We start from the raw sequence: 17,508 nt of genomic DNA on the forward strand, positions 1-17,508 counted from the left end.
TTCAAAAAACACTAATAACTCTTTTGTCAATTTTGTAAGTAGTTTTTGGAGAGATTTAGCATCATGAAAACACCCATGACAGAAGCTGTTTCAACAGCCGATTCCCAGGGTCGCTTCTTAAGTAGCGTTGAAATGCAAGTTGCTTTTGGTCGCTTTCGTCAAGCTCAAGCAGGCTTATCGGCTGCTCAAACCCTGACAAAAAATGCAGATAGCCTAGTGAATGGTGCTGCTCAAGCCGTATACCAAAAATTCCCTTATACCACACAAATGCAGGGTAACAACTATGCCTCCACACCGGAAGGCAAAGCTAAGTGCTCCCGCGATATTGGCTACTACTTGAGAATGATCACCTATTGTTTAGTGGCTGGTGGTACAGGCCCTATGGACGACTACCTGGTTGCTGGGGCAGCAGAAATTAACAAAGCGTTTGAGCTATCCCCAAGCTGGTATGTTGAAGCTCTCAGTCATATCAAAGCGAACCATGGCTTAAGTGGAGATGCAGCCGTTGAGGCAAATTCCTACATTGACTATGCCATTAACGCTCTTAGTTAACGGTTAAACCTTATCCGCGGCCTGACACAATCAGGGCTCAGGCCGCGGATGTCATAACAGCATTGATAATCAACGATAGTTCTGGGAAGCCATTATGACAAGCGCAGCATCAGCCAGTTCACTCGGATTTGAACCATTTGCCCAGGTAGCCCCCATTGAGTTTAGGGCTAATGCAACTGAAACAGATATTAAAATCATTATTGAGGCTGCCTATCGTCAGTTGTTTGGCAACGATCACATAATGCGTTCAGAACATCTGACTAGTGCTGAGTCTTTGCTAAAGCAAAGACATATTCATGTTCGTGATTTTGTAAGAGCATTGGCATTGTCAAATCTCTACAAACACAAGTTCTTTAGTAACAACCCTCAGGTTCGTTTTATTGAGCTGAATTTTAAACATTTTCTGGGTCGAGCTCCCTATGACCAAACAGAAATTTCCGAACATGTGAACCTTTATATCAAAAAAGGATACGAGGCTGAAATTAACAGCTATTTTGATTCTTCTGAATATCGCGATACCTTTGGTGACCAAATTGTCCCATATTATCGAGGATTTGCTACCCAGAGGAATCAGAAAACAGTCGGCTTTGTCAGAATGTTTCAACTGTATCAAGGATATGCGAGTAGCGATCGAGCCCGAACCCAGAATAAAAAGGGATGCTTAACAACAGAATTAGCAACGAATACAGCCACTCCTGTAAGAACATCAGGCTTTGGTAAGGAATTGCAGGGTATCACCAGGGGTAAACGGGATAAACTCTATCGCATTCGCGTTTCTCAATCCGCTAGTGGACGTATCCCGCAAATTCGTCGCGGTATCCAAGAATATCTAGTTTCCTATGAACAATTATCATCCACAATGCAACGACTAAATCAGCGGGGTAGTCGCATTATCAATATTACATCAGCGTAATATTTCCACGTTTGGAGTGTTACCTCATACAGATATCTAAATCAAGGTAATTAAGTTACCGAGTCAAACAATTTGAAGGAGATTGATCTGTGGCTATTACCCGATCGGCTGCTTGGCTAGGCACTACACCGTTTAATGAGCAAGATCCTATAGAGTTTCGTCCCAATGCCTCGTCAGACACCATACAAGCCATTATTCATGGTGTTTATCGACATGTCTTGGGTAATGATTACTTAATGGAATCAGAACGGCTCGTTGGTTTAGAATCTCTATTTGTTAACGAAACATTAACCGTTCGAGAGCTTGTTCGAGCTGTTGCTAAATCTGAGCTATACAAGGCTAAGTTTTTGTATCCTAACTTTCAAACCCGTGTTATTGAACTAAACTTCAAGCATTTGTTAGGTCGGGCACCCTATAGCGAAGCAGAAATTATTGAGCACCTAGATCGCTATGAAACCGAAGGGTTTGATGCTGATATCGATTCCTACATCGATACACCGGAATATGAAAAGGCATTTGGCGATAATATTGTTCCCTATTATCGTAGTTTTAGAACGGAAGTAGGACAAAGTATCTCAGGGTTCACCAGAATGTTTAACCTCTATCGAGGCTATGCCAATAGTGATCGTTCACAGCTCGCTGGCAAAAAATCTCGTTTGGCAACAGAATTGGCCCTAGGAACAACTTCTGTAATTAATACCCCTTCAGGTACTGGCAGTGGAGTAAGTACGTATTTAGGGTCCGAGAAAAATAATACTCAAAACCGTGTTTTTGGACGGCCTCAAACAACCCAGGAACGTGGCACCCTATATCGAATTGAAGTTGCTGGTATGAGTACACCAGGCTATCCCAGTATTCGCCGTAGTAATCGAGTTTTTATAGTGCCCTACGAAACTCTATCTCAAACTCTACAACGCATCAACAAAACTGGAGGACGGGTTGCCAGTATTGCCCGTGCGTAAAACATTCAAAGTCATCAATCTTTATGACTATCCTTCACTCGATTGTTACTAAAAGGTGATAACTATGTTAGGACAATATTCAACCAGTACGTTGTCTACTTCAGACAACCGCATGTTTGTGTATGAATTAAGTGGGCTCAGCGAAAATGAGGTGACATTTATTCATCAGTCCCCCATTCGTCAAAGTCATACCCAATTCATTCAAGTTCCTTTCCATCGTATGAATGAAGAAATGCAGCGCATCCATTTGCTAGGCGGCACCATTGTTAACATTCGTCCCCTGAACATCTCAGAAGGAACAATAGGGGTAACAGACCCTGATTAAGGTTGATTCAGCAGAGCAAATAGGCACTGCTAACAATGCTTCACGTTGAAAAAACTCAACCTAACGCGTTATTACAAGGGAGTCTTGGAAACAGAATGACTGTAACCGCAAGTGGTGGAAGTCCTTTGGTTCAGCCACAACTTTATCAGACCCTACCATTGGCCACAATTGTTCAGGCTGAACAACAAGACCGCTATATGGAAAGGGGTGAGCTAAGTACCCTAACTGAGTTTTTTAAGTCGGGGAAAAAGCGGCTTGCGATCGCAACTATAATCACTCAATACTCTGAACTGATTATTTCCCAGGCAGCTAACCGTATTTTTACCGGTGGTTCTCCCCTCTCGTATTTAGAAAGAGTTGACATTGAACTCGCCCCCGAGCCTCAACTGTCAGCAGAGGCTAGCACCACAAATAGAACAGTCAACGGATACAATAAGCTTTTTGGTGGGTTTCGCGATTTCCTAACCGTTGCCGATGTGCCTACACCACTTGGATTTCGCCCCATCAATATTGGTCGTTACGGACCTGAAAAAATGCAGAAATCGCTACGCGATATGAGTTGGTTTCTGCGCTATCTCACCTATGCCATTGTTGCGGGTGATCCCAATATTCTGTCTGTCAACGTGCGCGGTCTGCGGGAGATCATTGAAAATGCTTGTTCATCCGCTGCTACGATCGCTGCACTACAGATAATGCAGGCAGCCAGTCTCAAGTATTTTCGCCAAGATCTGGCAGCCCAAGAAATAGTGATTCAATATTTCAATGTATTGATCAACGAATTCAAAGCGCCCGCTCCTTCGGATCAGGTTCGTCAACGATCGTCTCAGGATCTTCAAGGTCTACGGTTGCCTCAGATTTATTTCAATGCAGCAGAACGTCGACCTAAGTTTGTCATGAAGACTGATCTTTCAAGCTTTGAGAAAAGTTCAGTCATTAAGGCTGCCTACCGACAGGTATTTGAGCGCGATATCACCCGTACCTATTCTCTCCACATCTCCCACATTGAATCCAAGGTCAAAAGTGGTGAAATCACCATGAGAGAATTCATTCGCCGCCTCGCAAAGTCCCCTCTCTACCGCAAGAACTTCTTTGATCCATATATCAATAGCCGTGCCCTTGAGCTAGCGTTCAAACATCTTTTAGGGCGTGGTCCCAGTTCTCGAAAAGAGGTGCAAAAGTATTTCTCTATTGTTTCTCAAGGTGGCCTGCCCACCTTGGTGGATGCCTTGATCAATTCCCACGAGTATAGCGATTACTTTGGCGAGGAAACTGTTCCCTACCTGCGTGGTTTTGGCCAAGAAGCCCAGGAATGTAGTAATTGGGGACCTCAGCATGATCTTTTGAACTACAGTGCGCCTTTTCGCAAAGTCCCCCAGTTCATCACCACATTTGCCGCCTATGGGCAACCATTACCCGATCAGCATCCCTATGGTTCTGGCAACGATCCCCTCGAAATCCAGTTCGGAGCTATTTTCTCGAAAGAAACCCGTAACCCCAGCACTCGTCCCGCTTTCTTTAGCAAAGACACTCGCCGGATTTTAATTCACCATGGTGCCGGTATTGATAACCAAGTTAGTAATCCTAGAGATTGGCATAAACCACCCGGAACCTTAGGGCCTAAGGTATTCAAACTGGATCAAGTGCCATCTAGAAATAGCCAGAGCGTCAAATTCTCTGAAAGCTCTACTCAGACAATTATTCGAGCTGTTTATCGTCAGGTTTTTGGTCGTGATGTGTATGCGGGTCAAGCGCTTAAGTCCGCAGAAATCCGTCTAGAGAATGGCGAGATTTGTGTCCGAGACTTTGTGAGACTCCTTGCCAAATCTGAAGTATTTCGCCGGACCTATTGGACCCCTTTATATGTCATGAAGGCAGTGGAGTATATCCATCGTCGGTTACTGGGACGTCCCACCTACGGACGTTGTGAAACCAATAAATACTTCGATATCTGTGCTAAGCAAGGATTCTATGCTTTGGTAGATGCCCTAATTGATAGTACGGAATATATCGAGGCCTTTGGCGATGATATAATTCCATACGAACGTTACATTACACCAGCAGGTCAAGCGCTGCGTGCCCTCCGGCAAGGGTCTGTTGGAGCGACAGGTCTCAAGCCACTTACCCACTACCCGGTACCTCGATTTGTAGAGCTAGGGACTGTAAATTCTGTCTATGGCGAGATTGAACTAAATCGGCGTGTTAGCCAGGGTGTGGATACTCGTCGCATTCAGACAAGAATCTTCAAGCTCACTAGCCTCGACGACAAGATAAATATACAGTCCGTCATACAGGCCGCCTATTGCCAGATATTTGAGCGTGATGTTTCTCCCTATATCGTTAAAACTGAGTTTACTTCTCTCGAAAGTAAGTTGAGTCATGGTGAAATCAACCTAAAAAAATTCATTGAAGACTTAGGTTGTTCCACTCTATATATGAAAGAATTTTATGCTCCATATCCCAACACTAAAGTAATTGAATTGGGAACAAAGCACTTTCTAGGACGTGCTCCTTTAAACCAAACAGAGATTCGGAAATATAACCAACTGCTGGCTACCCAAGGTATTCGTGGCTTTATCCAAGCCATGATTAAGACCCCAGAATATGCTGAGTTCTTCGGCAATGATACGGTTCCCTATCGTCGGTTCCCAACGCTACCGGCTGCAAACTTTCCCAACACTGAGCGACTATATCAGCAGCTAACACGCCAGACTAGTAATAGTGTGATCTCTAGCGTGGCCCCTTAAGTTTTAGGATTTACATAGGGTTGCAACACCTCAATTAAGGCTTCATTGTTTGATGTTTGAGCCGTCTCCCAAACCATTTGGAGTGTGGAATCGTTAACGCCAGCCTTCAGTAATTGTTCAACCGTTGTCAGATCGCTAAACCCAATGGCCCATAAGAGAATGGGCTCCCCTCGCCAACTAACGTTAGGGTCAGCCCCATTGTCCAGCAGACGTTGAATGATCTCTGGCTGATCATTTGCGATCGCATTCACCAGGGGCGTCATCCCCCTCCACTGATTACCAACAATATTCACATTGGCCCCTTGCTCAATCAGTTGTTGTACCTTGGCAAGATCATTCTCATTAATGGCTTGGTGTAGTTTAGTTTGCCCCTGCTTATCTAGCGCATTGACACGACGATCAGCAATCATTTTCTGCCGAATTTCTCCATTATCCCAGCCCGTCAGCATCGCCAGATTCTCAGCAGCTTGAGCCATGGTACGTTGATAGCGCCAGCGGGATATACAAACGGCAGATCCAAGCGGCCGTCTAATCACATATCTCGCCTGAAAGTCCACACCCGCCCATTCCGGGAACGAACGTCCTGCAATTCCAGGCTTTTCTGCCAGTTTCTCAAGGGTGACTTCTTGGAAGCGTAAATCTTCTGGAAAGGTGTCTGAGTTGTAGCGCACATGCAATCGAGTGATCCAGGTTTCAGGAAACTCCTCACTCCACCATACGCCCATGTCCTTTAGATCCTCTTCTGTTGGCAGTTCTTCAGGGGCCACTGCACAAGGATCACATTTAATATTTTCACCAAATATGCGGGTGGCATACTCCAAAAACACAGCATTGGTATATTTTTCATGGGTGCGTTGAAACATTGTTTCGTAAAAGTCGCCAAATTCGCTTTGAACAAAGGCTGGCAACTCATGACCAGACGGCCAACGGGGTTTAGATTCTGCATCGGTCGGCACAGGCAGCGTCTGATAATTAGCTATTTCAGCGTAGGCAGTAGGCGATAAAACATGAATAATCAAATCCTGGTCGCCCTTGGCGTTCAGAGTCCCCAAACGAATGGGTAGCATAAACTCGTCCGATTCGTAGTCCAAGACAATGGGACGTAAAAATTGTCCTCCCACTTTTTGAAATTCTCCTAGATTGACCCGCACCACAAAGAATTTCATCTCTGCATCAATGTAGGATTGCAACATTGTAGTTGCATCTGAGCTCACCTGATAATCGTTCTGTTGCAACCAGGTCACCAGGTCATCTGACTCATTAGCACTTAAAATAACAACATCATATTCTCCAACCGTAAACTCATCTTCAACGGTGACAGCGGGCATAGACTGGGTAATGGTTCGATTAGGCCCCCCTGCTTTATTCGCCTGATTGAGAAAGGAGGGTACAGCAGCCACAGCCAGAAGCGTCAGGAACAACAGTGCGATTGCCAGTACCAGTTTGTTCAGTCTGGGCCAGATCCATGAGAGCAAAAAGAATACAATGATCGGACTAGCCAAAAAGACGATAACTCGATACCAATCGTATTCTTGTTGGCAGGGATGATCAAAATATTGAGCCAATCGCGGTGCCGTAAACGCACCCAACTTTTCTATGAGTGCACCGTCACCGACACTGACTTGATCGCGACTTGGGAGCACCGGAATTGGAACAATTCGGGCAAAGTCTTGAACATCCCCCTGGAAATCATTGGCCATCATAAAGACACTGCGATTTCCACTATGGGCGATGACAACCTGGGAAGCCGTATTTTCTAGAGTACTGTCTGCTTTAGCAACGAAGAACCCGCAGAATGCCTGCACGGGTGCAGCCATGGCAATACAGAGGCAAACGGTGACCAAAACAATCCCTAAGGGTTTCAGCCACCGGATACAGATTGTAAACAAGCGCACGAACCATGACGATGACATTTAGTGAAAAATGGCGAGTCAGCTACGTCCACTTTGCCCAAGTGAACGGGAGAACTTATCAAGCTCAGGCACACGGCAAGTGTGGCTGCAGGCTAATAAAATCCTTGACAAAAAGGACACTAGAACAGGGTATCAATTTAGGGCGGGACGTTGTTCCAAAGATAGAAGTTTAGTTTTCATAGTACGTATGGGTTTCTAAATCACATACGTTAATGCCATATTTTTCCAGTTTGTCACCATCGGAAAATACGGCCAGAAAGTCATAGATACAGCCACGGTCACCGGACAGGGTAATAATAGTCCAATCGCCATTTTCTCGAACCGCCTCATTCCCCAGGAGATCGCCCTCCCAATCGTTAGCCACCTGGGGCGAAGCATAAAACTCCAGCATGTCGACGGACGTATCGTTGACCAGTGTAAACGCATATTCATCAGCATTGGCCCACGCCGGTGTGGCTGACGAGAGGGCTGCTAAAACTGTTAATGGACAGGCCAGAACCCTTGGGAGAGCAACAGACTGGGAGAAACGGAGCAGACTCATGTTAGTTCAACTCTGAAACGTTAATCACACAATGTCCCTATTCAACCTAGCATCGACTTAAGCGCTTTGAAGCTATAGGGCAGGAGCCTTTGTCAAAGCTTCAAGGTAGATTTCTCAGCACGTCTATCCAAGCATTAAGGACAGGATTGTTAGCTTTATTAAGCCGTTTATGCCGGTTTGAGAAGTGGCATAAAAATTATGTCATTTTTTGCTATCCCGTATCCGTATATGGGCTAGGGCGCGATACATAACTGAGAGGGCCTACATTGGCTCCATTACTAGGTATTCCTAACCTGTATCTATCGATTGCCACGTTTCAGTGGACTCCGGATATGATGATTCCTTCAGTTTATTGCTACTCTGTTATACGTAAGTCTAAATGGCTAAGTTAAACGCTAAAATTCTCAAGCTCAGCGGGCACCTAAATTAACTCTAACGATTGGCAGGGCCTCCTACTCAAATACCAATTTCGCCATGACCGCTTCTGATAAAACATTTATTCAACTAGTGCAGAACCTCCCGCTTCAAAGCTCACAGCTTTTGAGGGTTAGCACCTTTGCTGTCGTTGGTCTGTTGAGTACTCAGGCCGTCTTGGCCCAAGCTGAGATGGGGTCGGCCAGTGATTTAGCCACCCCTCAATCTGCCGTTGAAACCCCTCAAGGACAAGTTGCCCCTCCTGTTGCTCCCGCCCCCTTGGTGGTAGAGCCTGTAGCACCCAGCAGCGTTGTGCCTAGCTCCATTGAGGCTCCATCGTCTGGAGCTGTTGATTATGGCACAGTTTTTATTGAGCCAGCGCCAGCGGCTGCCCCCACCCTGGAGTCCTTGAGGACAGGCAGGCAGGCTGAGGTTTCTAACAGTGCCCCTGACGTAGAGGTGATTTCACCCGCTGACTATGGGGCTGGGCTGATTGATACCACATCCTATAGCGTGGGCGCTACGATGCCGGATGTGGTTATTTCTGAACGTTCTAGCGGCTGTGAGTTTTTGTTAGAAGGTCGCAATGGAGTGAGCAATGCTGCCTGTGGCACCGTGGGTCGGTTGGCAGGTGCGATCGCAAACCGTTTAACCCCTGGCCAAGCCCAAGGTGGCTTTGCCGGTTCTGCCATTAATATTCCAGGCCTACCGCTGCCGGGCGGCACAACCGCCGCTGCTCGGGACTATTACAATAGAGCAGCCCAAGCCGTTGTGCAGCTACAGCTGGGTGAAAAATTCATTTTTCCATTGACCGTACCTGCCTCCATATCCTCCCTCTTTGGCTGGCGGATGCACCCTATTTTTGGAGTACAGCGCTTCCACTCAGGGACTGATATTGCCGCCCCCATGGGGACATCCGTTGTTGCTACCCAGTCCGGTCGCGTCACCGTATCAGAATATTTAGGGGGTTACGGTTTAACGGTCATACTACGCCACAACGACAACAGCCTGGAGAGCCGCTATGCCCACCTGGCACAGATTTTAGTGCAGCCCGGTGAATGGGTAGAACAAGGTGAAGTGATTGGTTTGGTGGGTAGCACAGGTAACTCCACGGGGCCACACCTACACTTTGAGCTGCGCCAACTCACCAGCAATGGTTGGGTTGTGCTAAATCCAGACTCACTGGTTAAGCAAACGTTAGGCACCCTGGCGCAGGCCCTGGGTAATTCGTCGTTGCTAACCTTCTCAGGGGCTTCCACCCTTCAGCCCATTAGCGGAGAGGCTGTAGCCGACTTACCGTTCCGCCCAGCCCAGCCCCTCGCCAATTAGCCAATTAATCAGTACGCATTAGCTGTGCCCGCACATAAGCTGCGCCCGCACATAAGCTGCGACCGCATCTCCTTAAAACACAAACACGTTGCCGTTGGCCTCAACGGTCAGGTTACTGACATCCGCATCTAAATCATTGGTGGGGCGGATAATTATATCTAAGACACCGGTCGTTTCATCAAAGTTGATGGCCGTTTGTAGTAAGCCCACCCCCGTCTGGCGATCTTTCGGAATATCTTCGTAAAAGAACGTCAGGGTGGCTGGGGTGTTTAGCTGTTGCAAGGTGATGTCTGCTGTTGGTGTGAGGCGGCGAGGCTGAGTATCCCCCAATGCTTCATAGGTAATGGTGTCCGTTGTTTGATTTACCAGGCGAATGGTGATGCCGTCTTGAGCCACCGGCACTGTGGTCACAGGATCTCCCAGGGCTGGTGCCTGGGCCACCAGGGGAGTTGGATAAGCCGCGCATAGGACTAGCGTTGTTAAAACAGAGAGTGAAAGGGGCGTCCACTTCTTAATGTTCATCATTTTTTTTCGAACTGTAGTAAATATATAGCTTGAGCAAAAATAGCTTGGCGCATGTAGTTCACAGCATCAGTGATTGCTGGAAGCTATGGATGGCAGCAGCTATGGGCACAGCAAACGACTGCATGCAGTTAGCAGTTTGCCATAGGTCTGTAATTTTTGGCCTATAAAGAAATTGTATTGGGCTTTTTAGCCTTTGTGAAAAATAAATGGCGATGATACTTGTCTCTCTGAGGATTTGCGGCCATAGGCTGCCGATGACGCCACCTGCCAGGGCTGATCGCCCCTTAACTCCAGTACCCTATGGTGGTACTCCAACAACGATGGCCGGTGTCCCACGCTGACGTAGGCTGTCTCAGTTTCTGCTAGCAATTGATAGAGATGCCGCTCATTTTCAATATCTAAAGCACTGGTGGCCTCATCTAACATGACGTATCGGGGCTGAGAGAGTAGCACCCGGGCAAAGGCCAACCGTTGCTGTTGTCCTAACGATAAAACACTGAGCCAATCGTGAATTGTATCGAGACCGCCAAACCGCTCGGGTAAACCGCCCAAATTTACCTGCTCTAACACGTTTAGCAGCGTCACCTCTGGGTGCTGATAATTATGGGGATAGGTCAACTGCTCTCGCAGGGTGCCCAACAGCATGTAAGGTCGCTGGGGCAAAAACAACATATCTCGCACCTCTGGCCTTAGGATCTGACCCTGGCCGTTGGTCCATAACCCTGCGATCGCACGCAATAGCGAGCTTTTACCACAACCGCTTGCCCCCACAATCAGTAGGCGGTCGTTTGCCCCTACCTGTAGAGACAAATCTTGGACCAGGGTCTGGCTAGAATTGGGTGTCAAAATCGTCAGCTTTTCCAACGTCAATTGAGCATCAATATGCGTCTGAATCTCACTGCGATGTTCGTGCTGATGGGCAACATAGGGCTGCTCCATATGCCCATAGAAAGCCCCAAGCCGATTGATGCTGGCGGCAAATTCGGCAATCTCGTCAATACGGTTAGTAATTAGCGACAGCGCCCGCAGCACCTGATTAAAGGCAATAGCTGCCTGGGTGAAGGTGCCAAAATCGGTTTCCCCTGCAAAATACAACGGCGCAACAATCACATAGGGAACAATCCGGGTGAAATAGTTGTATCCATACTGGAATATGTCAATTAAGGATTGCCAAATAATCAACAAGTCAAAGTTACGGACAGCTGTGAGCAGACGCTGGGTGACCTGTTCTCTCTCTAGTTGCTCACCCCGATAAAAGGCAATGGATTCAGCATTGTCTCGCACATGCACCATGCTGTAGCGAAAGTCGGCTTCAAGGCGGAGCTGATCGTAGTTGATTTTGATCAGGCGACGACCGGTGAGGGCTGCGATCGCAGTTCCCACAATGGCATACACCAGTAGCCCAATGGTCAGCGGCTTAGAAATGGTATAGAGAATGGTAGTAAAAGCAACTAGCGTCAGCACCGAGTCTAAAATATCGAGCAAAAACGATAACGTAACCGCTGTAAACGACTTAATATCCTGGGTAATCCGCTGATCTGGGTTATCAATTTCCGTATTGGCGGCATTCGAATCTAACTCATAGTAAGCACGATTGCTAAAATAACGCTCCAAGAAATGTTCCGTTAACCACATACGCCAGCGCAATGCCAGCTTCAGGCGTACATAGCGGTACAACACAATAATTGGAATAACCGCCACAATAATCACGCCATATACAGACAGAAATTGCCAAAACGTATTGGCATCCTGCTGATTTAGGGCATTTTCTACAAATCTAAAAACATAGCTAATGGAGACATTGATGCCGTTGACTATAAACGACAACAATAATAAAAGACCGAGCAAACTCCATTGGGACCATCGCTGTTGCAAGCCTCGCCTCAACCGATACGCAACTGCACCCCCTATGACTAGAGTTGCCACGGCCCCATAGGGCATCCAAGACAACAATAACGCCATCACTTGCGCCACCAGTTGTCCAGCCAAAGTAGTAAAAAAGTCAGGAAATAGCGCTCTGCCCAGTAAAGTTAAACCGACTGTGAGCCAAAACGCAACAGCGACGACAACGAATAACAACAATAATAATAGACCCAGATAGACTCTAGTTTGCCTGGGGCCAGTGGGATAAAAATAGGGTTGGGCAATGGCCACAAATCGTTCCCACAGTTGGCGGTTAAACTGAAAGCGACTGGGGGTGGCACCCAGTGACAATGAAGATGACGATGGGTCTTGCATGTTAGCAATCTAGTAACAAGGTGCTCCAAAGGATGGCAGAGTTATCTGAAGAATTTCTGACAAAATGCTGAGATAACTGTAAATACTGCTTTAAAATGGCTGAGTTTATCCGGTGACAAGGGTCACTACCAAGGATGATTTCTATGAGAAGAGTCTCAGCAAACCTATGCCATTTTGTCATTCACTTCTAAGCAACCATTAAAACTACAGCGATGGAGCCTGGATAAGTAATACCCATGAAAGGAAAAGCGTTCATTGTGTTTCTCCTTTCACAGCTCGTAACTGTCCTAATTTTTTTGAGGCATGCACCATGACAGATCAAACTAAGAACACCCAGGCCGATGAGCAAATCTCTGATGAGCAGCTGACAGATGTTTCTGGTGGCAACAGCGTACATCAAAGACGCTTAGAGCATTTGGATAACCAGTCTAAGAGTGTTAAAGATATCCAGGAGACTCACCTGGAGCACCTAGACAATCAAAGTAAATAGAGACAAGTAAACGGTTGTAATAAAACCTAAATGGTTGATGTAGGGGCTCCCCTTGTGGGTGCCCTTTTGTTATTCAGATACCTTGTTATCTCTATATAAATCCACCATGCCCAAAGATATTCAAAATGGTCAACATAATACTGAATTTATACAGAAAACGTAGGGGCTCCCCTTGTGGGTGCCCTAGATAACCTACGCCATAATCCAACATACCTATCACATCCGTCCACAACAACATGACCCATGGCAGATCGACATTAGGCCAAGCGATCGCAGGGCAGGCACAAGGCCAGCCCCTACACCTACTGTGTATACACATCTGGGAGACTATTGAATTTAAGCCTTAAGCTGACTTCTGAATGCCTTGATATTGCATAGGTTATTGTCAATAAAAAATCGCTATTGACAATCAAGCTCGCTGGATAAAACCCTTTGAAATCAATACTTTCAGTAATAGTCTCTGACTTATGTATACACGGCAGCTTATAGGGGGTTATCGATAGTGCATGCTATTGGTCGAGACGCCTCCGCCTACGGCACCTCCCCTAAAGCCCAAAGGGCATGCGCTAAAGCGTAGCGTTAGGGGATGACATCTTACATCATAATTTCACGCTGGTGTTTTATTTGGCTGCTAATACACAGTGGTGACGACACCTATCGCGTCCTACGGAGCGGTTCCTGGATTGTTGGTCCTGCCCAATGCCGTTCTGCATTTCGTATGAGCAGCACCCCAGACACCCGCGTAGATTATTATGGTTTTCGCATCGCCTGCGGGTAGGGGCTCCCCTTGTGGGTGCCCTGGATAACCTATGCCATTAGCCGATCGACCATTCATATGTCGGCAAATGCCGATAATGATCGGGGGGCAAGCACAAGGCATTGCCCCTACCGAATATCCTGGATAACCTATGCCATTAGCCGATCGACCATTCATATGTCGGCAAATGCCGATAATGATCGGGGGGCAAGCACAAGGCATTGCCCCTACCGGATGCCCTGGACACCCCATGTAATGATTCGACCGATTATTGGACTATATTGGGCAAATGCGAGATCGCACCATCGGTATATGGCAATAACGGTCGCAGGGCAAGCACGAGGCATTGCCCCTACAGGGTTTCGGTGTTTTGCGATAGCTATGGGGGAATTCTGAATTACCAATCCATGGCCATGCAATGCCCAATAAATTTGATCCAGACAAACACCATCGCCGATCCATTCGCCTGAAACATTACGACTATTCATCACCAGGAGACTATTTTGTTACCATCTGCCTTCAAAACCGTGCATGTTTGTTGGGCGACATTGTTGCTGGCCAAATGCAATTAAATGATGCCGGTCGTATGGTGCAACAATCCTGGATTGATCTACCCGACCGATTTCTTCATATCGCATTAGACACCTTTGTCGTCATGCCCAACCATTTTCACGGCATTATCACATTGAACAATTCCGTAGGGGCTCCCCTTGTGGGTGCCCTGGACAACCTATGCCATAATCCAGCATCCCTATCAAATCTATCCTGCAATAACGTTACCCATAGCGGATCGATATTAGGCGACAATGATCGCAGGGCAGGTACAAGGCCAGCCCCTACAGAAAAAATCACGTTGGGACATATTGTTGGCGCATTCAAATCCATTACGACCCACGGTTATATTACCGGGGTACATCACCAGGATTGGGAACCTTTCCATCAACGCCTGTGGCAACGAAATTATTACGAACACATTATCCGTGACAACGAGGCGCTACAAACACTGCGACACTATATTGTACTGAATCCTAAAACTTGGAAAAACGATCAGCTCTATCCTATCGTGGAGATCTCATGGTGATGTTTTCCACATCTGTCTCCTCTATTTCTATGCCGAAAATACATGCTTGCGGCGACCGATTAGCTGGTAAAGCCGCCAGCTGAAGAGGATAGCCACGGCTGCGATCGCAACCGACTGTCCGATCCATAGTCCCCGACTGCCCATCCCAAACTGGAAGCCAAGCACATAGCCCACCGATAGCCCAACGCCCCAGTAGCCCAGCATATTCAGCAGCATGGGTACTTGAGTATCCTGGAGACCTTGCAGAGAACCGTAGATAGCTTTCTGGTTGAAACTTGCGTATTTATCAGAATCTTGCGGCCAATTTTTGAAAAAGTCTTAAACGTCTTATGGCAAAGGCAACTCAGCATAACAGTAGCCCTCTGAGCAGCTCTGGACCTAAACCGATTGCTTCGAGCCAAACCCTGGGCTGGCAGCCGTTATTGGTGGAAGAATTTCAGGAACCGCCCGGTGGCACAGACCTGCTAGAAGGGGAACGACATGCTATTGCCCTCTGCTTGGCCCCCCGCCCCCACCGTATTCATCAGGTGGTGGGCGACCGCCGGTATACGGGGCTCTATGCCAAAGGAGACATTTCTATTATCCCAGCTCAGATCCCAGCGTCCTATCGAGCTGAGGGGGACGATCACTATTTTCATGTGCAAATTCCGGCACAGTTTCTGCAGTTCGTGGCCCAATCTGTCGTAGAGCTTGACCCAGCTCGATTGGAACTCCGCACAGTATTTTGTATGCGCGATCCTCAGCTTGAACAAGTTTTGATGCTGTTACGTAGCGAGATGCATAAGGGTGATGGCTGGGTGGGGCAACTTTATGTGGAATCGCTGGCGAATGTGTTAGCGATCAATTTGCTCCGTGAGTATTCTGCTGATCAGCCTCGCGTTGCTTTGTATAAGGGAGACTTAGGCGATCGCAAGATTTTGCAAATTTCAGACTACATTCAGGCTCATCTCGATCGGTCGATTCAATTGGCAGACCTGGCTGAGGTAGCCGGTATGAGTCAGTTTCACTTCAGCCGCTTGTTTAAGCAGTCGATGGGCATCACCCCCCCATCAGTATATGCTTAAGCAGCGGGTAGAGCAGGCTCAACAGTTATTAAAAGGAACAAAACTTGCGATCGCAGAAATTGCCCTGCAATGTGGGTTCAATAGCCAAAGTCACTTGACCAAACATTTTCGAGAAGCTACTGGAATAACTCCTAGTCGTTATCGAAAAAGCTAAGATTGCAACAAAATGGCTGATGCGATGCTAATGCGATTTAAGGTCGCATAGCGGTTTGGACTTCAGGAGCTTCTTTCGAATGAAAGTTTAACTTGTTCCGAAAGCCTTTCTCCCCATCCGACAGCTTTGAATATATCGGACACTTCGTCTGCTCCTGCGCAGGGTTAGGCGTCAAGGCCAGAAGCTTTGTCCGTGTCCGCCTCAGAATTAACCTGGGATCTCCTGCGTCAAGGAAGTTATGAGCAGGGCGCGATCCTCAAAAATTATGGGTGAGACATTGAAGCTGCAGCAAGGCCTGACCCTTACGCTTGCTAGCTTTTAGGTCAATTTAAATATTTTTCATCCAAATCGCCCCCTCATTCGTATTGATAGTCAAGTAGGTAAATATTGATTGATATGAGGAGATTCACGTTGAACATCAAGGATTGGTTTATAGATCGCTTGCTTTGTGGTGGTTTGTCTAATTTAAGTAGGACTTACGCAGCAGCGAACTGAATATCAGGGTTTCTGAGTTGTTGAACCAGATAATTGTCAAGCAACCCACGTTTGAGCTGGTAAAGTGTCTGACCTGTTTGGATCGCTAATTGATTGAGCCTAACCCAGACCAACAGCGCACACCCAATGTGGTTGCGCTGAATTCTGGCAAGCCGACACTGACAGTGTTCCAAGCCCGTGGTCTGTTTTCCCTCTCGGTGTAACTGCTCAATGCGCCAACGGTAGCTACACGCTTCTTGTGTCGCCGCTGTTGACTCTTGAGTCCAATCGTTGGTGACGATATAGTCCGTGCGGTGGGTAGACGCCTCAACCCGGAACAGTCTCACCTTATGGTCTTTGGGAAATCCTCTAAGCTTAATGACTTTACCTGTGGATAGTTCGGTCTCGTTCCAGTTCAAACTGTCTACACGTTCATAAGAACCTTGTCCTCCTGAATCATCTACTTTGCGATTTGACTTGAGTGGGCAGTAATAGACTTTATCAAGCGATTCGATGAGTAACAACAACGCCTTGGCCGCATACCAACTGTCCATCAGGACGGCATGAAAAGGTAATTGCTTGTGATACACGAGATTTATTAGCATCTCGCTAACATGGTCAAGTTTACTCTTGCCATCGCCATCGGGGTCATAGATTCGGTAATCAATCAACCAGAACTGATCGGTGTTGGGATTGACATAGATGCAGCTGACCACACCGATGCCTTTAATCACTTGTTTGGCATTACCACTGTATTGTCGACGCACCAAATCAATCGAGAACGAATGCCGTTTGTCGAGAACCGTGTCGTCAAAGAGCACATAGCCATATCTGCCTCGACTTGCGATTGTGTGTTCTCCCAGACCAATCGAGGGGTAATGCGTTCTCGTTTTAAGTATCGATTAATGGTGTCATGGGTCCAGGCTTCGCTATGGTCAGCAAAATTGGTCAGCGTATAGTTCACTTGGCTGATCAGGAGATATTGGCAGTCATCAAGTCGGCTGAACGGTTTCCTCATGCCCTTGATCTTAT

16 protein-coding genes and 1 pseudogene are annotated in these 17,508 nt (G+C 47.0%); 11 read left to right on the top strand and 6 right to left on the bottom strand.

What is annotated here, in order from left to right; translation table 11 throughout:
* Positions 1–63 precede the first annotated feature (63 nt).
* The 5 genes from cpcA to U2F10_RS04505 all read left to right on the top strand — a co-directional run bounded on the left by cpcA (position 64) and on the right by U2F10_RS04505 (position 5,496).
* Positions 64–552 (top strand): C-phycocyanin subunit alpha, encoded by a 489-nt coding sequence (cpcA, locus tag U2F10_RS04485; RefSeq protein WP_163698668.1) that lies wholly within the window; start codon positions 64–66, stop codon positions 550–552.
* Positions 553–646: 94 nt separating this feature from the next.
* The gene (locus tag U2F10_RS04490; RefSeq protein WP_163698670.1) at positions 647–1,465 is read left to right on the top strand and encodes a phycobilisome rod-core linker polypeptide; all 819 of its coding nucleotides are present in this window, start codon (positions 647–649) and stop codon (positions 1,463–1,465) included.
* Between the two features lie 89 nt (positions 1,466–1,554).
* The gene (locus tag U2F10_RS04495; RefSeq protein WP_499865966.1) at positions 1,555–2,427 is read left to right on the top strand and encodes a phycobilisome rod-core linker polypeptide; all 873 of its coding nucleotides are present in this window, start codon (positions 1,555–1,557) and stop codon (positions 2,425–2,427) included.
* Between the two features lie 64 nt (positions 2,428–2,491).
* A complete protein-coding gene (cpcD, locus tag U2F10_RS04500) occupies positions 2,492–2,752 on the top strand; it encodes a rod-capping linker protein CpcD (protein ID WP_163698674.1) in 261 nt (86 codons plus the stop codon).
* Between the two features lie 95 nt (positions 2,753–2,847).
* On the top strand, positions 2,848–5,496 hold the full coding sequence (locus U2F10_RS04505) for a phycobilisome rod-core linker polypeptide (protein WP_499870998.1): 2,649 nt from the start codon (positions 2,848–2,850) through the stop codon (positions 5,494–5,496).
* On the opposite strand, the gene U2F10_RS04510 is transcribed toward U2F10_RS04505, so the two are convergent.
* Positions 5,493–7,313, bottom strand: coding sequence for a DUF2330 domain-containing protein (locus tag U2F10_RS04510; protein WP_499871000.1), 1,821 nt, complete (start codon positions 7,311–7,313; stop codon positions 5,493–5,495). The genes U2F10_RS04505 and U2F10_RS04510 overlap by 4 nt on opposite strands.
* A 265-nt stretch (positions 7,314–7,578) precedes the next feature.
* Positions 7,579–7,950 (bottom strand): hypothetical protein, encoded by a 372-nt coding sequence (locus U2F10_RS04515; RefSeq protein WP_163668269.1) that lies wholly within the window; start codon positions 7,948–7,950, stop codon positions 7,579–7,581.
* A 474-nt stretch (positions 7,951–8,424) separates the two neighbouring features.
* On the opposite strand from U2F10_RS04515, the gene U2F10_RS04520 reads away from it, so the two are divergent.
* Positions 8,425–9,693, top strand: coding sequence for a M23 family metallopeptidase (locus U2F10_RS04520; protein ID WP_163697479.1), 1,269 nt, complete (start codon positions 8,425–8,427; stop codon positions 9,691–9,693).
* Between the two features lie 72 nt (positions 9,694–9,765).
* On the opposite strand, the gene U2F10_RS04525 is transcribed toward U2F10_RS04520, so the two are convergent.
* Complete coding sequence (locus U2F10_RS04525) at positions 9,766–10,218, bottom strand: hypothetical protein (protein ID WP_163668273.1); 453 nt, start codon at positions 10,216–10,218, stop codon at positions 9,766–9,768.
* A gap of 186 nt (positions 10,219–10,404) precedes the next feature.
* Positions 10,405–12,456, bottom strand: coding sequence for an ABC transporter ATP-binding protein/permease (locus tag U2F10_RS04530; RefSeq protein WP_499871001.1), 2,052 nt, complete (start codon positions 12,454–12,456; stop codon positions 10,405–10,407).
* A gap of 310 nt (positions 12,457–12,766) precedes the next feature.
* On the opposite strand from U2F10_RS04530, the gene U2F10_RS04535 reads away from it, so the two are divergent.
* From U2F10_RS04535 to U2F10_RS04545, 3 genes are all read left to right on the top strand, one after another.
* The gene (locus tag U2F10_RS04535; protein WP_499871003.1) at positions 12,767–12,946 is read left to right on the top strand and encodes a hypothetical protein; all 180 of its coding nucleotides are present in this window, start codon (positions 12,767–12,769) and stop codon (positions 12,944–12,946) included.
* A 586-nt stretch (positions 12,947–13,532) separates the two neighbouring features.
* The gene (locus U2F10_RS04540; RefSeq protein WP_499871005.1) at positions 13,533–13,724 is read left to right on the top strand and encodes an SUMF1/EgtB/PvdO family nonheme iron enzyme; all 192 of its coding nucleotides are present in this window, start codon (positions 13,533–13,535) and stop codon (positions 13,722–13,724) included.
* 397 nt (positions 13,725–14,121) lie between these two features.
* A complete protein-coding gene (locus tag U2F10_RS04545) occupies positions 14,122–14,784 on the top strand; it encodes a transposase (RefSeq protein WP_499871006.1) in 663 nt (220 codons plus the stop codon).
* A 27-nt stretch (positions 14,785–14,811) separates the two neighbouring features.
* Here U2F10_RS04545 and U2F10_RS04550 read toward each other — a convergent pair whose 3' ends face one another.
* A complete protein-coding gene (locus U2F10_RS04550) occupies positions 14,812–15,000 on the bottom strand; it encodes a hypothetical protein (RefSeq protein ID WP_250565099.1) in 189 nt (62 codons plus the stop codon).
* A 113-nt stretch (positions 15,001–15,113) separates the two neighbouring features.
* Here U2F10_RS04550 and U2F10_RS04555 point away from each other — a divergent pair, with 113 nt between their 5' ends.
* Positions 15,114–15,848, top strand: a complete 735-nt coding sequence (locus U2F10_RS04555) for an AraC family transcriptional regulator (protein ID WP_499871008.1) — start codon at positions 15,114–15,116, stop codon at positions 15,846–15,848.
* On the top strand, positions 15,841–16,002 hold the full coding sequence (locus U2F10_RS04560) for a helix-turn-helix domain-containing protein (protein WP_499871010.1): 162 nt from the start codon (positions 15,841–15,843) through the stop codon (positions 16,000–16,002). Before U2F10_RS04555 ends, U2F10_RS04560 begins: the two co-directional genes overlap by 8 nt.
* A 476-nt stretch (positions 16,003–16,478) precedes the next feature.
* Here U2F10_RS04560 and U2F10_RS04565 read toward each other — a convergent pair.
* A pseudogene (locus U2F10_RS04565) lies at positions 16,479–17,494 on the bottom strand (IS701 family transposase).
* Between the last annotated feature and the right edge of the window lie 14 nt (positions 17,495–17,508).

Origin of the sequence: Leptothoe sp. EHU-05/26/07-4 (assembly GCF_043421015.1) — a bacterium.
In the GTDB taxonomy this organism is placed as follows: Bacteria; Cyanobacteriota; Cyanobacteriia; order Phormidesmidales; family Phormidesmidaceae; genus Leptothoe; species Leptothoe turfae.

Excerpts from the sequence above, each read along its gene's own strand:
- cpcA (WP_163698668.1), top strand. The coding sequence starts at position 64 with ATGAAAACACCCATGACAGAAGCTGTTTCAACAGCCGATTCCCAGGGT.
- U2F10_RS04490 (WP_163698670.1), top strand. The coding sequence starts at position 647 with ATGACAAGCGCAGCATCAGCCAGTTCACTCGGATTTGAACCATTTGCC.
- cpcD (WP_163698674.1), top strand. The coding sequence starts at position 2,492 with ATGTTAGGACAATATTCAACCAGTACGTTGTCTACTTCAGACAACCGC.
- U2F10_RS04505 (WP_499870998.1), top strand. The coding sequence starts at position 2,848 with ATGACTGTAACCGCAAGTGGTGGAAGTCCTTTGGTTCAGCCACAACTT.
- U2F10_RS04510 (WP_499871000.1), bottom strand. The coding sequence starts at position 7,313 with ATGGCTGCACCCGTGCAGGCATTCTGCGGGTTCTTCGTTGCTAAAGCA.
- U2F10_RS04515 (WP_163668269.1), bottom strand. The coding sequence starts at position 7,950 with ATGAGTCTGCTCCGTTTCTCCCAGTCTGTTGCTCTCCCAAGGGTTCTG.
- U2F10_RS04520 (WP_163697479.1), top strand. The coding sequence starts at position 8,425 with ATGACCGCTTCTGATAAAACATTTATTCAACTAGTGCAGAACCTCCCG.
- U2F10_RS04525 (WP_163668273.1), bottom strand. The coding sequence starts at position 10,218 with ATGATGAACATTAAGAAGTGGACGCCCCTTTCACTCTCTGTTTTAACA.
- U2F10_RS04530 (WP_499871001.1), bottom strand. The coding sequence starts at position 12,456 with ATGCAAGACCCATCGTCATCTTCATTGTCACTGGGTGCCACCCCCAGT.
- U2F10_RS04535 (WP_499871003.1), top strand. The coding sequence starts at position 12,767 with ATGACAGATCAAACTAAGAACACCCAGGCCGATGAGCAAATCTCTGAT.
- U2F10_RS04540 (WP_499871005.1), top strand. The coding sequence starts at position 13,533 with ATGACATCTTACATCATAATTTCACGCTGGTGTTTTATTTGGCTGCTA.
- U2F10_RS04545 (WP_499871006.1), top strand. The coding sequence starts at position 14,122 with ATGCCCAATAAATTTGATCCAGACAAACACCATCGCCGATCCATTCGC.
- U2F10_RS04550 (WP_250565099.1), bottom strand. The coding sequence starts at position 15,000 with ATGCTGCTGAATATGCTGGGCTACTGGGGCGTTGGGCTATCGGTGGGC.
- U2F10_RS04555 (WP_499871008.1), top strand. The coding sequence starts at position 15,114 with ATGGCAAAGGCAACTCAGCATAACAGTAGCCCTCTGAGCAGCTCTGGA.
- U2F10_RS04560 (WP_499871010.1), top strand. The coding sequence starts at position 15,841 with ATGCTTAAGCAGCGGGTAGAGCAGGCTCAACAGTTATTAAAAGGAACA.